The sequence below is a fragment of the Ignatzschineria cameli genome (genome assembly GCF_003121895.1).
Taxonomy (GTDB): Bacteria; Pseudomonadota; Gammaproteobacteria; order Cardiobacteriales; family Wohlfahrtiimonadaceae; genus Ignatzschineria; species Ignatzschineria cameli.
Genome location: NZ_QEWW01000002.1, coordinates 189,442 through 202,679, shown reverse-complemented (window position 1 = coordinate 202,679; position 13,238 = coordinate 189,442). Strand labels below are relative to the sequence as shown.

Annotated in this window: 22 protein-coding genes; all 22 read right to left on the bottom strand. The window is 41.1% G+C overall.

Annotated elements, in window-relative coordinates:
• Nucleotides 1-3 precede the first annotated feature (3 nt).
• Nucleotides 4-540, bottom strand: coding sequence for a 50S ribosomal protein L6 (rplF, locus tag DC077_RS03910; RefSeq protein WP_109200816.1), 537 nt, complete (start codon nt 538-540; stop codon nt 4-6).
• A gap of 12 nt (nt 541-552) precedes the next feature.
• Entirely contained in the window at nt 553-951 is a 399-nt protein-coding gene (gene rpsH, locus DC077_RS03905) for a 30S ribosomal protein S8 (RefSeq protein ID WP_109200817.1), read from the bottom strand.
• Nucleotides 952-963: 12 nt separating this feature from the next.
• Nucleotides 964-1,269 (bottom strand): 30S ribosomal protein S14, encoded by a 306-nt coding sequence (rpsN, locus tag DC077_RS03900; protein ID WP_094566729.1) that lies wholly within the window; start codon nt 1,267-1,269, stop codon nt 964-966.
• A gap of 17 nt (nt 1,270-1,286) precedes the next feature.
• Nucleotides 1,287-1,829 (bottom strand): 50S ribosomal protein L5, encoded by a 543-nt coding sequence (gene rplE / locus DC077_RS03895; RefSeq protein ID WP_109200818.1) that lies wholly within the window; start codon nt 1,827-1,829, stop codon nt 1,287-1,289.
• A 105-nt stretch (nt 1,830-1,934) separates the two neighbouring features.
• Entirely contained in the window at nt 1,935-2,270 is a 336-nt protein-coding gene (gene rplX / locus DC077_RS03890) for a 50S ribosomal protein L24 (protein ID WP_109200819.1), read from the bottom strand.
• An 18-nt stretch (nt 2,271-2,288) separates the two neighbouring features.
• Entirely contained in the window at nt 2,289-2,657 is a 369-nt protein-coding gene (rplN, locus tag DC077_RS03885) for a 50S ribosomal protein L14 (RefSeq protein WP_094566726.1), read from the bottom strand.
• Nucleotides 2,658-2,659: 2 nt separating this feature from the next.
• Complete coding sequence (rpsQ, locus tag DC077_RS03880; protein ID WP_109200820.1) at nt 2,660-2,929, bottom strand: 30S ribosomal protein S17; 270 nt, start codon at nt 2,927-2,929, stop codon at nt 2,660-2,662.
• Entirely contained in the window at nt 2,929-3,138 is a 210-nt protein-coding gene (gene rpmC / locus DC077_RS03875; RefSeq protein ID WP_109200821.1) for a 50S ribosomal protein L29, read from the bottom strand. Before rpmC ends, rpsQ begins: the two co-directional genes overlap by 1 nt.
• A 13-nt stretch (nt 3,139-3,151) precedes the next feature.
• Nucleotides 3,152-3,565, bottom strand: a complete 414-nt coding sequence (gene rplP, locus DC077_RS03870; RefSeq protein WP_109200822.1) for a 50S ribosomal protein L16 — start codon at nt 3,563-3,565, stop codon at nt 3,152-3,154.
• 2 nt (nt 3,566-3,567) lie between these two features.
• Nucleotides 3,568-4,260: a 30S ribosomal protein S3 gene (gene rpsC, locus DC077_RS03865; protein ID WP_094566723.1), complete on the bottom strand. Its 693-nt coding sequence runs from the start codon at nt 4,258-4,260 to the stop codon at nt 3,568-3,570.
• 16 nt (nt 4,261-4,276) lie between these two features.
• Nucleotides 4,277-4,609: a 50S ribosomal protein L22 gene (gene rplV, locus DC077_RS03860; RefSeq protein WP_094566722.1), complete on the bottom strand. Its 333-nt coding sequence runs from the start codon at nt 4,607-4,609 to the stop codon at nt 4,277-4,279.
• Nucleotides 4,610-4,623: 14 nt separating this feature from the next.
• Nucleotides 4,624-4,896: a 30S ribosomal protein S19 gene (rpsS, locus tag DC077_RS03855; RefSeq protein ID WP_094566721.1), complete on the bottom strand. Its 273-nt coding sequence runs from the start codon at nt 4,894-4,896 to the stop codon at nt 4,624-4,626.
• Nucleotides 4,897-4,919: 23 nt separating this feature from the next.
• Entirely contained in the window at nt 4,920-5,744 is an 825-nt protein-coding gene (gene rplB / locus DC077_RS03850; RefSeq protein ID WP_109200823.1) for a 50S ribosomal protein L2, read from the bottom strand.
• Nucleotides 5,744-6,052 (bottom strand): 50S ribosomal protein L23, encoded by a 309-nt coding sequence (gene rplW / locus DC077_RS03845; RefSeq protein WP_109200824.1) that lies wholly within the window; start codon nt 6,050-6,052, stop codon nt 5,744-5,746. Before rplW ends, rplB begins: the two co-directional genes overlap by 1 nt.
• Entirely contained in the window at nt 6,049-6,657 is a 609-nt protein-coding gene (rplD, locus tag DC077_RS03840; protein WP_109200825.1) for a 50S ribosomal protein L4, read from the bottom strand. The genes rplW and rplD overlap by 4 nt, the downstream gene beginning before the upstream one ends.
• A complete protein-coding gene (gene rplC / locus DC077_RS03835; protein ID WP_109200826.1) occupies nt 6,657-7,304 on the bottom strand; it encodes a 50S ribosomal protein L3 in 648 nt (215 codons plus the stop codon). The genes rplD and rplC overlap by 1 nt, the downstream gene beginning before the upstream one ends.
• 71 nt (nt 7,305-7,375) lie before the next feature.
• Complete coding sequence (rpsJ, locus tag DC077_RS03830) at nt 7,376-7,687, bottom strand: 30S ribosomal protein S10 (protein ID WP_094566716.1); 312 nt, start codon at nt 7,685-7,687, stop codon at nt 7,376-7,378.
• Between the two features lie 53 nt (nt 7,688-7,740).
• On the bottom strand, nt 7,741-8,931 hold the full coding sequence (gene tuf / locus DC077_RS03825) for an elongation factor Tu (RefSeq protein ID WP_109200827.1): 1,191 nt from the start codon (nt 8,929-8,931) through the stop codon (nt 7,741-7,743).
• Nucleotides 8,932-9,028: 97 nt separating this feature from the next.
• Complete coding sequence (gene fusA / locus DC077_RS03820; RefSeq protein WP_109200828.1) at nt 9,029-11,128, bottom strand: elongation factor G; 2,100 nt, start codon at nt 11,126-11,128, stop codon at nt 9,029-9,031.
• Between the two features lie 105 nt (nt 11,129-11,233).
• Entirely contained in the window at nt 11,234-11,704 is a 471-nt protein-coding gene (gene rpsG / locus DC077_RS03815) for a 30S ribosomal protein S7 (RefSeq protein ID WP_094566713.1), read from the bottom strand.
• A gap of 53 nt (nt 11,705-11,757) precedes the next feature.
• Complete coding sequence (gene rpsL / locus DC077_RS03810; protein WP_026879366.1) at nt 11,758-12,132, bottom strand: 30S ribosomal protein S12; 375 nt, start codon at nt 12,130-12,132, stop codon at nt 11,758-11,760.
• Between the two features lie 101 nt (nt 12,133-12,233).
• A complete protein-coding gene (gene fdhD / locus DC077_RS03805) occupies nt 12,234-13,031 on the bottom strand; it encodes a formate dehydrogenase accessory sulfurtransferase FdhD (protein ID WP_109200829.1) in 798 nt (265 codons plus the stop codon).
• Between the last annotated feature and the right edge of the window lie 207 nt (nt 13,032-13,238).

Sequence of the window (13,238 nt, the reverse complement as noted above, 5' to 3'; positions counted from 1 at the left end):
CACCTATTTCTTCTTAACTTCTTTCAATGAAACAACTTCATCTGAATAACGAACGCCTTTACCTTTATATGGCTCAGGTGGTCTATACGCTCTAATTTTAGCAGCGACTTGACCAACAACTTGCTTATCAACACCTTTAATCACAACTTCTGTTTGTGTAGGAGTTTCACAAGTTACACCTTCTGGCATAGCATGAACGATTGGGTGAGAGAAACCTAAGGTAAGGTTCAAGTTTGAACCTTGTGCCGCAGCACGATAACCAACACCGTTTAAAATAAGCTTTCTTTCGAAACCTTCAGAAACACCGATAACTAAGTTACTTACTAAAGAACGCATTGTTCCAGCAATTGCGTAACTACCTTTGCTTTGCTCTAAATCAGGCACGATTACTAATTCCGCACCCTCTTGCTTAATTCCAACTGATGAATGAAGTTGAAGACTATTTTCACCCTTCGGACCTTTTGCTTTTACATTATTTCCAGAGATTGTGATTTCAACACCCGCTGGAACAGTAATATTCTGTTTAGCTACACGTGACATCCTAACCCCCTATTAAGCTACAACGCAGATTACTTCTCCACCAAGCGACAATGTTCTCGCTTTGTGGTCAGTCATCATACCTTGTGAAGTTGAAACAATCGCAATACCTAAACCACCTAAAACTTGTGGCAAGCTGTTTTTATCACGATAGACACGGAGGCTTGGCTTACTTACTCGCTCGATGCGCTCAATAACAGCCTTACCTTGATAATACTTAAGTGTAAGCACTAATTTTTTATTAGAAGCTTTATCACCTACAACATCAATTGCCGCGATGTAACCTTCTTCAAGAAGCACATCAGCGATAGATTTTTTTACGTTAGAGAAAGGAATCTCAACGTTTACTTTTTCAGAAACTTGCGCATTGCGAATGCGGGTTAGCATATCTGAAATTGGATCATGCATACTCATTATAAAATTCTCCTACCAGCTAGCTTTTCTTAAGCCAGGAATATCACCACGCATAGTGATTTCTCTTAACTTGTTTCTTCCGAGACCGAACTTACGGTATACACCATGAGGTCTGCCTGTGATACTACAACGTCTACGACGTCTAGATGGAGAAGAATCTCTTGGTAATTTTTGAAGTGCGATAACTGCAGCTTCTTTCTCTTCTGCAGTAGCGTCAACACTAATAATAATCTTTTTTAACTGCTCGCGTTTTTCAGCATACTTAGCAACAAGCTCAGCACGCTTCTTTTCACGATTAACCATTGATACTTTAGCCATAATTTCCTGCTTTATAATTAATTACGAAATGGGAAGTTGAAAGCGCTTAATAAAGCTTTTGCTTCTTTGTCAGTTCTCGCTGTCGTTGCGATACTAATGTCCATCCCACGTGTAGCATCTACTTTCTCATATTCGATTTCAGGGAAAACGATCTGTTCTTTGATACCAAAGTTATAGTTTCCTGCACCATCAAATGAGCGTGCACTTACACCGCGGAAGTCACGTACTCGAGGTAAAGAGATATTAATTAAGCGATCTAAAAATTCATACATCGTTTGGCGGCGTAATGTTACACGGCAACCGACAGGCCAACCATCACGAATTTTGAATCCAGCAACCGATTTTCTTGAAAGGGTTACTTGCGCTTTTTGCCCTGCAATAGCAGTTAATTCTGCTACGGCATTATCCATGATTTTCTTATCAAGTACCGCTTCACCAACACCCATATTTAAAGAGATTTTAGTGATTTTTGGCACTTCCATAGGATTAGTGTAGCCAAACTCTTCAATAAGTTTTGGTACTACAACTTCATCATAATACTGTTTTAATCTTGCTTTCATGATATTCCTCAATGCCAAACGGATATGTCTTTTAATGCGATACATCCTGTTTGGCACAGTAATTATTTATAAAATAAGCTGGCTATAATAGCAAAAGTATTTAAACTAACCAACTTTTTTATTTGTAGATTTAAAAACTCTTTCGCGAACGAATTTTACTTTACCGCTTTCATCTTTGGTTTCAGTAACTTCGATCTTGATTTTATCTTGTTTTTTCGTCTCAGGATTATAAATCATCACGTTAGAGAGATCGATGAAAGATTCCTGCTCAACCTTGCCACCCTCGATTCCGAGCTGTGGGTTAGGTCTTACATGTTTAGTTACTTTGTTTGCACCAGCAACTTTTACACGTCCATCTTTCACTTCAAGCACGCTGCCACGATGACCTTTACTGCTTCCCGCGATTACTACAACTTCATCACCTTTACGGATTTTTGACATATTTAATAATCCTCTTTACTAGATAACTTCAGGCGCAAGCGAAATAATTCTCATGAACTTCTCACCACGTAACTCACGAGTTACTGGGCCAAAGATACGAGTTCCGATCGGATCTAAGTTATTATTAAGAAGTACAGCAGCATTACCATCAAACTTAATAAGTGAACCATCTTGACGACGAACACCCTTACGAGTTCTTACTACTACTGCATTATAAACATCACCTTTTTTAGCACGTCCGCGTGGAATAGCCTCTTTAACAGAAACTTTGATTACATCCCCAACGGTAGCATATCGACGATGTGAACCGCCAAGAACTTTGATACACATAACTTTACGTGCACCAGAGTTATCAGCTACGTCTAAAACTGTCTGCGTCTGAATCATTATTAACCTCTCGACTCTTCAACTACACGAACTAAATCCCAAGTTTTTTTCTTAGAAATAGGACGTACTTGTTTTATTTCAACGATATCACCGATGTTACATGTATTCGCTTCATCATGCGCATAGAACTTAGTAGAGCGCTTTACATACTTTTTGTACTTAGGATGCTTTACTAATCTTTCTACATATACAGTAATGGTTTTATCACTCTTATTCGATACTACTGTACCAATGACGGTACGAGCGTGTTGCTGTTCAATAGCAGTAGTCATTATTTACCACCCTCTTTCATTTCACCAAGTACTGTGTTAATTCTCGCAATCTGTCTACGAGACTCTTTGAACTGGTGTGACTTTGATAGCTGACCAGTCGCTTTTTGCATACGGAGATTAAATAAACCGCGCTGTAAATCAAGCTTTTCATTTCTTAATTCTTCAACTGATTTATCTCTCAATTGAGTTGCTTTAGATACTTTACTCATGACTTTTTACCTCTTAAAGAACTGTACGTTCAGCAAACGCTGTTTTAACAGATAGCTTTGCAGAAGCAAGTCTAAATGCTTCACGAGCAACAGTTTCCGTGACACCTTCAATTTCAAAAAGCACACGACCTGGTTGAACTTTTGCTACCCAGTACTCAACGTTACCTTTACCACTACCCATTCGAACTTCTAATGGCTTACCAGTAACTGGAACATCGGGGAAAACACGGATATAAACTTTACCACCACGACGGATATAACGAGTAATCGCACGACGCGCTGCTTCGATTTCACGAGCATTGATGCGACCATTTTCTGTAGACTTTAAGCCAAATTCACCGAAGTCTACTTTATTACCTGCTGCCGCAACTCCACGGTTACGACCTTTACGCATTTTTCTAAATTTAGTACGTTTTGGTTGCAACATGATTACTCACCTTTCCTTCTTCTGTTTCTTTTCTTAGGTGCCGCTTCTTCTTGTTCTACTGCAAGGTAATCAAATACTTCACCTTTATAGATCCAAACTTTCACGCCCAAGATACCATAAGTTGTTAATGCTTCTGCTGTTCCGTAGTCAATATCTGCACGGAATGTATGGAGAGGAACACGCCCTTCTCTGTACCACTCAGCACGAGCAATTTCCGCACCATTTAAACGACCTGATACGTTAACACGAATACCTTCTGCACCTAAACGCATAGTATTAGTTACTGCACGACGCATTGCTCTTCTGAACATCACACGACGCTCTAATTGCTGCGCAATACCTTCTGCAACTAAATATGCATCTAACTCTGGCTTTCTTACTTCTTGGATTGATACATGTACTGGACAACCCATGATCTCTGAAAGCTCTTTACGTAAGATTTCAATATCTTCGCCTTTTTTACCAATCACAACACCAGGACGAGCTGTATGAATCACAACTTGAGCTGATTTAGATGGACGGCTGATATGAATTTTAGAAACAGCAGCACCTGCTAATTTCTTTCTTAAAAACTCTCTAACCTTAAAGTCAGATTCAATAAACTCAGGGAAAGTCTTAGAATCCGCGTACCAACGCGAATTCCAGTCTTTTGAGATCCCTAAGCGTATACCGGTTGGATTTACTTTTTGACCCATTTTGACTTACTCCTAATTAAGCTTCAGCAACGATTACTGTGATGTGACTTGTCTTCTTAAGGATACGATCTCCACGACCTTTTGCGCGAGGACGCATTCTTTTAAGAAGAGGACCTTCGTCAACCATAATAGTCTTAACATAAAGGTTGTCGATATCCGCACCAAAGTTATTCTCAGCATTTTCCATTGAAGAAACTAATACTTTAAGAATAAGATCTGCTGCTTTCTTGTCGCTAAATTGTAACAAAGTAAGTGCACGATCAACTGGTAATCCACGAACTTGATCTGCAACTAAGCGCGCTTTCTGAGGAGAAATTCGCGCATGGCGATGTACTGCTCTACTTTCCATGTTTTATCTCCTTATTAACGTGCTTTTTTATCTGCAGCATGACCGCGATAAGTACGAGTGACAGCAAACTCACCTAACTTATGACCAATCATATTTTCAGTGATTAAAATCGGCACATGAATTTTTCCATTGTGTACGGCAATTGTGAGTCCAATCATTTCAGGTAGAATCATTGAGCGACGTGACCAGGTCTTAATTGGACGGCGATTATTTGATGCTACAGCTTCATCTACTTTCTTCTGTAGATGATGATCGATAAATGGACCTTTCTTTATAGAACGTGGCATATTTTACCCTTTATTCGATTTAATTATTTAGTACGACGACGAACAATGTACTTACTTGTACGCTTGTTAGTACGTGTTTTGTAACCTTTTGTAGGCTGACCCCAAGGTGTAACAGGATGTCTACCACCCTTAGTACGACCTTCACCACCACCATGAGGGTGATCTACCGGGTTCATTGCAGCACCACGAGTTTGAGGTCTAACACCAGCCCAACGGCTCGCACCAGCTTTACCTAACACACGAAGACTATGCTCACCATTACTCACAACACCTACTGTTGCTTTACAATCAGAGAGAACCTTGCGAATCTCACCTGAACGCAAACGTAATGTAGAGTATTCACCCTCTTTTGCGATAAGTTGTACTGAAGCACCAGCTGAACGTGCTAATTGAGCACCTTTTCCTGGCTTCATTTCAACACAGTGTACTGTCGTACCAATTGGAATATTGCGAAGCGGAAGAGAGTTTCCTGCTTTAATTGGCGCATTAGGACCAGCAAACAGAACATCACCTACTTCTACTTTTGCAGGAGCGATAATGTAACGACGCTCACCATCTACATAGCAAAGAAGTGCAATGTGTGCAGTACGATTAGGATCGTACTCAATTCTCTCAACTTTTGCCGGAATATTCTCTTTATTACGTTTAAAGTCAATTAAACGATAATGTTGTTTATGACCACCACCACGATGACGTGAAGTAATACGTCCATCATTATTACGGCCGCCGGTTCTATGCTGACCTTCTACTAATGGTGCATATGGTTTACCTTTATGAAGGCCTGGCGTTACAACCTGAATTAGTGAGCGACGACCTGGTGAAGTTGGTTTAGCTTTTTTTATACTCATTACATATCACCTAAAAAATCAATTTCATCTTCCCCGTCAGCAAGTGTTACATAAGCTTTTTTCCAATCTTGCTTCACACCCATATGACGGCCAAATGATTTACGCTTACCTTTTTGGTTAAGCACAGTAACCTTCTCTACCTTACGACCAAATAAAAGCTCTACTGCGTCAGCAATTTCTTTCTTATTGGCGTCTTTTAATACGCGGAAAGTTACTTCACGATTAAGCTCTTCTTGGCGCGCTGTTTTTTCAGACGCATGAGGAGCAATGATCACTTTCATCAATCTTTCTTTAACATTTAAAATCATGCTAATAACTCCTTAACTGAAACAAGCGCCTGTTTAGTCATTACAACTTTATTAAACTGTACGAGGCTAACTGGATCAATCGCTTCAACATCAAGTACGAGAACGTTTGGTACGTTTCTAGCACTTAAGTAGAGCGGGAAGTCAACAGCTTCAGTAACCACTAATACGCTTTCATTATGTACATTCAAGCTCTCTAACTTAGCGATAAATGCTTTTGTTTTTGGCGCTTCCATTGTGAACTCTTCAACAACAACTAAGCGCTCACTTCTGATTAACTCAGAAAGAATGTTAAGCATTGCCGCTTTGTACATTTTTTTGTTTACTTTCTGGCTCCAGTTTTGTGGTTTAGCTGCAAACGTTACACCACCACCTCTCCAGATAGGGTTACGCTTACTACCAACACGAGCACGACCAGTTCCTTTTTGTCTCCATGGCTTCGCTGTAGAACCTGCTACTTCAGCACGTGTTTTTTGAGCACGAGTACCTGCTCTTCCACCTGCTTGATATGCTGTTACAACTTGATGCACTAACGCTTCATTAAAATCACGTCCAAATTGCGTGGCATCTAATTCAACTGGAGATCCGCCGATTACTTGAATTTCCATTACGCCTTACCTCTTTTCACTTTGATTGCAGGAGACACAACAACATCTGACCCCTTAGGTCCTGGGACAGCACCTTTAATGAGAAGTAAGTTGCGCTCAGTATCTACTCCAACGATCTCAAGATTTTGAGCTGTTCTACGAACCGCACCCATATGTCCCGCCATTTTCTTACCTTTGAAAACACGACCGGGATCTTGACATTGACCGATTGATCCTGGAACACGATGCGATAATGAGTTACCGTGCGTATTACGTTGACCAGCAAAGTTATGACGCTTAATAGTACCGGCAAAACCTTTACCTTGCGTAATGCCTGAAACATCGACTTTTTGTCCTGCTTCAAATAACTCTACAGTTAACTTTTGTGCAACTTCATATGCGTCTGTAGTATCGACACGAAATTCCCAAAGTGAACGTGCTGATGCAACCCCTGCTTTCGCAAAGTGTCCATCTAAAGATTTTTTCTTTTTGCTTGAGTACTGTGGTCCATGCGCTACTTGTACCGCTGAATAACCATCTGTATCTGCTGTTTTAATTTGGGCAATTTCATTGTTTTCGATTTGCACAACAGTCACTGCAAGAGAGCGACCATCTTCACCAAAAACTCTACTCATCCCGAGTTTTTTTCCGATTAATCCTACTGCCATTTTATAACCTCAATTAATAAATGATAAAAACGAGAGGAAGGTTGGCGACCTTCATCGCGAACAAACCCGTACTAGTCTAAACGAATTTGTACATCCACACCAGCAGCTAAATCCAGTTTCATTAATGCATCAACTGTTTTATCTGTTGGATTAACAATGTCCATAAGACGTTTATGAGTTCTTAACTCATACTGATCACGCGCATCTTTATTTACATGCGGTGATGTCAATACTGTAAATACTTCACGCTTAATAGGTAAAGGAATTGGACCCTTAACCTGCGCACCTGTGCGCTTAGCTGTTTCAACAATTTCTTTTGCAGACTGATCAATTAAACGATAGTCAAATGCTTTAAGGCGAATTCTAATTCTTTGATTATCCATACTACTCTCATTTAAAAATCCTAGGCCCCAAGAGACCTAGGAAAAAATATTAATTATGCAATAACTTTTGCTACAACACCAGCACCAACTGTGCGGCCACCTTCACGGATCGCAAAGCGTAAACCTTCATCCATCGCGATTGGATTGATTAACTCAACAACCATCTTGATGTTATCTCCAGGCATTACCATCTCTACACCTTCTGGAAGCTCAACAGCACCTGTTACGTCCGTAGTACGGAAATAGAATTGTGGACGATAACCTTTAAAGAATGGCGTATGACGTCCACCCTCTTCTTTTGAGAGAACGTAAACTTCTGCTTCAAACTTAGTATGAGGCTTAATAGAACCTGGTTTTGCCAATACTTGACCACGCTCAACATCTTCACGTTTAGTACCACGAAGAAGAACGCCCACGTTATCACCTGCTTGACCTTGATCAAGAAGCTTACGGAACATCTCTACACCAGTACAGGTAGTTTTTTGAGTTGGGCGGATACCGACAATTTCTAACTCTTCACCAGTCTTAACAATTCCTGACTCGATACGACCTGTTACTACAGTACCACGACCTGAAATTGAGAACACATCTTCGATAGGCATAAGGAATGGCTTATCGATCTCACGAACAGGCTCAGGAATCCACTCATCTAAAGCTGCTAAAAGCTTTTTAATAGCTGGTACACCAATTTCTGATTCATCGCCCTCAATTGCTTTAAGCGCTGAACCAACGATAACTGGGGTATCATCACCAGGGAAATCATACGCATCAAGAAGCTCACGAACTTCCATTTCAACAAGTTCGATCAACTCAGGATCATCAACCATATCTGCTTTGTTTAAGAAAACAAGAATATATGGAACACCCACTTGACGCGATAAAAGGATATGCTCACGAGTTTGTGGCATAGGACCATCAGCTGCTGAACATACAAGAATTGCACCATCCATTTGCGCTGCACCAGTGATCATATTTTTCACATAGTCGGCGTGTCCAGGACAGTCAACGTGCGCATAGTGACGATTTTCAGACTCATACTCAACGTGAGAAGTAGAAATCGTGATACCACGCTCTCTCTCTTCTGGCGCATTGTCGATCTGATCATATGCACGTACATTAGCGCCAACAGCTTCGTTACCTACTTTTGTTAAAGCCGCTGTTAATGTTGTTTTACCATGGTCAACGTGACCAATTGTACCGACGTTTACGTGCGGTTTATTACGACTAAAAGTTTCCTTTGACATACTATTAATACCCCAATTTTTTAAAGAGCTAAAAACAAGCTCTACATTATAGAGCTTGTCTATTAGATTGCAAATTATTTATTTTAATTAGACTTTATTAGTCTACCTTATTCGCATTGATGATTGCATCAGCAACGCTATTTGGTGCTTGGTTATACTTCAAGAACTCCATAGAGTATGTTGCACGACCTTGCGTTGATGAACGAAGTGCTGTTGCGTAACCAAACATTTCAGATAATGGAACTTCCGCTCTGATAAGTTTAGATCCAAACGCATCATCGATACCTTGAAGATTACCACGACGGCGGTTTAGGTCTCCCATAACATCACCCATGTACTCTTCTGGCGTCTCTACTTCTACTTTCATAATTGGCTCAAGTAACACAGGACCTGCTTTCTGCACACCATTTTTGAAACCCATAGATCCTGCAATTTTAAACGCCATTTCACTTGAGTCAACATCATGGTATGAACCATCATACAATGTCACTTTTACATCCTCAATTGGATAGCCTGCGATAACACCGTTTGCCATCTGCTCTTGAATTCCACGGTCAACTGCAGGGATATATTCTCTTGGAACCACACCACCGACAATCTCATCAACGAACTCATAGCCTTTACCGAGCTCTTGAGGCTCAATACGCAACCAAACGTGACCGAATTGACCACGACCACCCGATTGACGTACAAACTTACCTTCAGCTTCAACAGCCTTAGTAATTGTCTCACGATAAGCAACTTGAGGCGCACCAACACCACACTCAACTTTAAACTCACGCTTCAAACGATCCACGATGATATCTAAGTGAAGCTCACCCATACCACCGATAATTGTTTGACCAGACTCTTCATCCGTTCTTACGCGGAAAGAAGGATCCTCTTGCGCCAAACGAGAAAGCGCCATCCCCATCTTCTCTTGGTCTGCTTTTGTCTTTGGCTCAATTGCAACGAAAATTACTGGCTCAGGGAATTCCATACGCTCAAGTGTAATTTGGTCTTTTTGATCACACAGGGTATCACCTGTTGTTACATCTTTAAGACCTACCATTGCAACGATATCTCCCGCTCTTGCCTCATCGATCTCTTCACGAGAGTTAGAGTGCATCGCAAGAAGACGACCTACACGCTCACGCTTACCTTTAACTGGGTTATAAACGTGATCACCAGACTTAACAACACCTGAGTAGACACGAACAAATGTTAAGTTCCCAACGAATGGGTCATTTGCAAGTTTAAACGCAAGTGATGAGAAAGGCTCATCATCAGATGATTTACGAACACCCGGCTCACCATCAGGAAGAACACCTGCAATAGGTTTTACTTCTGTAGGTGATGGAAGATAGTAGATAACATCATCAAGTAACGCTTGAACACCTTTGTTTTTGAACGCAGTACCACAGCAAACTGGCACTAACTCAGATGCTAATGTACGAGCACGAAGGCCTTGACGAATCTCATCTTCAGATAATTCTCCATCTTCAAGATACTTATCCATCAACTCTTCGCTTGATTCCGCTGCAGCTTCTACCATTTGTGAGCGATAGTTTTCTGCATCAGCAAGAAGCTCTGCTGGGATCTCACGCTCTTCGAACGTCATACCCATATCTTCTTCATTCCAATAGATAGCTGTCATTGTCACAAGATCAATAACACCTTCGAAGTTATCTTCCGCTCCGATTGGAATCTGAATTGGAACAGCATTTGCACGAAGACGCTCTTTCATCTGCTCAACAACACGGAAGAAATCTGCTCCCGTACGGTCCATCTTGTTAACAAATGCAATTCTTGGCACTGCATACTTGTTCGCCTGACGCCATACTGTCTCAGATTGCGGCTGAACACCACCTACTGAACAGTACACCATTACCGCACCATCTAGAACACGCATTGAACGTTCAACTTCGATTGTGAAGTCAACGTGTCCTGGTGTATCGATAAGGTTAATACGGTGCTCAGGGAACTGTTGCTTCATCCCTCTCCATGAACAAGTGGTCGCCGCAGATGTGATTGTGATTCCGCGCTCTTGCTCTTGAGCCATCCAGTCCATCGTTGCAGTACCATCATGAGTCTCCCCAATACGGTGATTTTTACCAGTATAGAAGAGGATACGCTCAGATGTGGTAGTTTTACCTGCGTCAATGTGAGCACTGATACCAATATTACGGTATCGGTCAATAGGCATAGTTCGAGCCATAATAAATCCTTCTTTTAAAATTAAATCTTAATTTCTTTAAACAATAAATGCGGTGTCCCAAAAGATATGAGCACCGCAATTGCATGAACAAATTCTGTAATTCTTTTACCAACGGAAATGCGAGAAAGCCTTGTTTGCTTCTGCCATGCGGTGCATGTCTTCTCTCTTTCTTACCGCCGCACCACGATTCTCTAGAGCATCTAAAATCTCCGAACCCATGCGACGCGTCATTGATTTCTCAGAACGCTTTCTTGCTGCATCAACCATCCAGCGCATTGCTAATGCATCACGTCTTGATGCACGAACTTCTACTGGAACTTGGTAAGTTGCACCACCTACACGTCTTGACTTAACTTCAACTTTTGGTCGAACATTATCTAAAGCTTGCTCTAAAGCTTCAACAGGGTTCTCGTGACCTTTTTCTTTAACGATGTCTAATGCACCGTAAACAATACGCTCAGCAATTGATTTCTTACCAGAAACCATCACCATATTAATAAACTTCGCAAGCATTACATCGCCATAGATTGCATCTGGCAAAATCTCGCGTTTTGGGACTTCTCTTCTTCTTGACATGAGATACTCTCAATAAATACTAAATCCAACAGAAACTAAATTAAGCTAAGCGATTATGCTTTAGGCTTCTTAGCACCATATTTCGAACGACCTTTACGGCGTTTATCAACACCTTGTGAGTCCAACGCACCACGAACTACGTGATAACGAACCCCTGGAAGGTCTTTAACTCTTCCACCACGAACTAAAACTACACTATGCTCTTGTAAGTTATGCCCTTCACCACCGATGTAGCTAGAAACTTCATATCCGTTAGTTAAACGAACACGACATACTTTACGCATAGCAGAGTTAGGTTTTTTAGGCGTTGCTGTATAAACCCTTGTACATACTCCACGACGTTGAGGAGAACCCTCAAGTGCAGGAACGTCAGATTTATCAGCTTTCGTTCCGCGCGGACGGCGGATCAACTGATTAACTGTTACCATTAAATCTAAATCCTTGCTAAATAACATGAGTTACAAAAATAACATAAGAACCCCTAGTTAACCTAGAGGATACGAAATAGTATAATTTATAGCTATTTCTGTCAACCTTGATAGAGATTAATTTTACCTACTCGCGTAAAAGCAGCTAACTTCAACCCCATTCTATTTGCAAGCTTAATTGCCATAGATGTCGGCGCAGACATCGTCACTAGCATTCCAACTCGCGCAGCAACTGTCTTTTGCACCATCTCAAAACTCGCTCGAGAAGTTGTCAGTATAAAGCCATCCTGACAATTATAGTCACCTTGCAACAATGCTCCTACTAACTTATCGAGCGCTACATGCCTACCAACATCCTCTCTTGTTAGCAAGATCTCACCCGTCCGGCTAACAAAAAAAGCCGCATGCGCCCCACCTGTACGCTGATTCATTACCTGCAAAGTATTAGAATCTTTCAGCGCACGATCGATCGCCATCTCATCAAGCTTAAAATCAAAACCGATTCTCTCCTGCTCCCGGACCACTGCAGAAAGTGAATCCAAACCACAAATACCGCATCCTGTTCGAGCACTCATCTGCCGACGACGCCCCTCCATACGACTAAAGCTTAAAGGAGTAATCTCAATATTAACCTCAATACCATTCTCCTTAGGATGAATTGAGATTGAACGAATATCTTGTAACGAATTAATAACACCTTCAGTCAACGAGAACCCATACACAAAATCGACAATATCTCGCGGAGTTGACATAATCACGACATGGGGATAACCGTTATAGGTTAATGCTACCGGCACCTCTACTAAAACATCATCTAGCTCTTGCCGCCACTGCCCCTCCTGGTATCGCTCCACCGTTACTGTCTCAAAAAAAGCACGCTTATCATCCTCTTGATGCATCTCATTACTCCTCTATTCTATCGATACAAATATTGCTATCACTCTTCAATTTAACCATCGATCACAATCATCTATTAATTAGTTAATCCTCTACTAGTCCCAGATTAGTCCTCATTTGTAGATTTCCATCATTTTCAGATAATCATTATCAGAGGTCACCTTCAGATCTTATATACAGGTGTCTATAATAGATATAGGCAAGCTTCC

Coding starts and splice junctions, on each gene's coding strand:
- rplF (WP_109200816.1), bottom strand. CDS start 540: ATGTCACGTGTAGCTAAACAGAATATTACTGTTCCAGCGGGTGTTGAA.
- rpsH (WP_109200817.1), bottom strand. CDS start 951: ATGAGTATGCATGATCCAATTTCAGATATGCTAACCCGCATTCGCAAT.
- rpsN (WP_094566729.1), bottom strand. CDS start 1,269: ATGGCTAAAGTATCAATGGTTAATCGTGAAAAGAAGCGTGCTGAGCTT.
- rplE (WP_109200818.1), bottom strand. CDS start 1,829: ATGAAAGCAAGATTAAAACAGTATTATGATGAAGTTGTAGTACCAAAA.
- rplX (WP_109200819.1), bottom strand. CDS start 2,270: ATGTCAAAAATCCGTAAAGGTGATGAAGTTGTAGTAATCGCGGGAAGC.
- rplN (WP_094566726.1), bottom strand. CDS start 2,657: ATGATTCAGACGCAGACAGTTTTAGACGTAGCTGATAACTCTGGTGCA.
- rpsQ (WP_109200820.1), bottom strand. CDS start 2,929: ATGACTACTGCTATTGAACAGCAACACGCTCGTACCGTCATTGGTACA.
- rpmC (WP_109200821.1), bottom strand. CDS start 3,138: ATGAGTAAAGTATCTAAAGCAACTCAATTGAGAGATAAATCAGTTGAA.
- rplP (WP_109200822.1), bottom strand. CDS start 3,565: ATGTTGCAACCAAAACGTACTAAATTTAGAAAAATGCGTAAAGGTCGT.
- rpsC (WP_094566723.1), bottom strand. CDS start 4,260: ATGGGTCAAAAAGTAAATCCAACCGGTATACGCTTAGGGATCTCAAAA.
- rplV (WP_094566722.1), bottom strand. CDS start 4,609: ATGGAAAGTAGAGCAGTACATCGCCATGCGCGAATTTCTCCTCAGAAA.
- rpsS (WP_094566721.1), bottom strand. CDS start 4,896: ATGCCACGTTCTATAAAGAAAGGTCCATTTATCGATCATCATCTACAG.
- rplB (WP_109200823.1), bottom strand. CDS start 5,744: ATGAGTATAAAAAAAGCTAAACCAACTTCACCAGGTCGTCGCTCACTA.
- rplW (WP_109200824.1), bottom strand. CDS start 6,052: ATGATTTTAAATGTTAAAGAAAGATTGATGAAAGTGATCATTGCTCCT.
- rplD (WP_109200825.1), bottom strand. CDS start 6,657: ATGGAAATTCAAGTAATCGGCGGATCTCCAGTTGAATTAGATGCCACG.
- rplC (WP_109200826.1), bottom strand. CDS start 7,304: ATGGCAGTAGGATTAATCGGAAAAAAACTCGGGATGAGTAGAGTTTTT.
- rpsJ (WP_094566716.1), bottom strand. CDS start 7,687: ATGGATAATCAAAGAATTAGAATTCGCCTTAAAGCATTTGACTATCGT.
- tuf (WP_109200827.1), bottom strand. CDS start 8,931: ATGTCAAAGGAAACTTTTAGTCGTAATAAACCGCACGTAAACGTCGGT.
- fusA (WP_109200828.1), bottom strand. CDS start 11,128: ATGGCTCGAACTATGCCTATTGACCGATACCGTAATATTGGTATCAGT.
- rpsG (WP_094566713.1), bottom strand. CDS start 11,704: ATGTCAAGAAGAAGAGAAGTCCCAAAACGCGAGATTTTGCCAGATGCA.
- rpsL (WP_026879366.1), bottom strand. CDS start 12,132: ATGGTAACAGTTAATCAGTTGATCCGCCGTCCGCGCGGAACGAAAGCT.
- fdhD (WP_109200829.1), bottom strand. CDS start 13,031: ATGCATCAAGAGGATGATAAGCGTGCTTTTTTTGAGACAGTAACGGTG.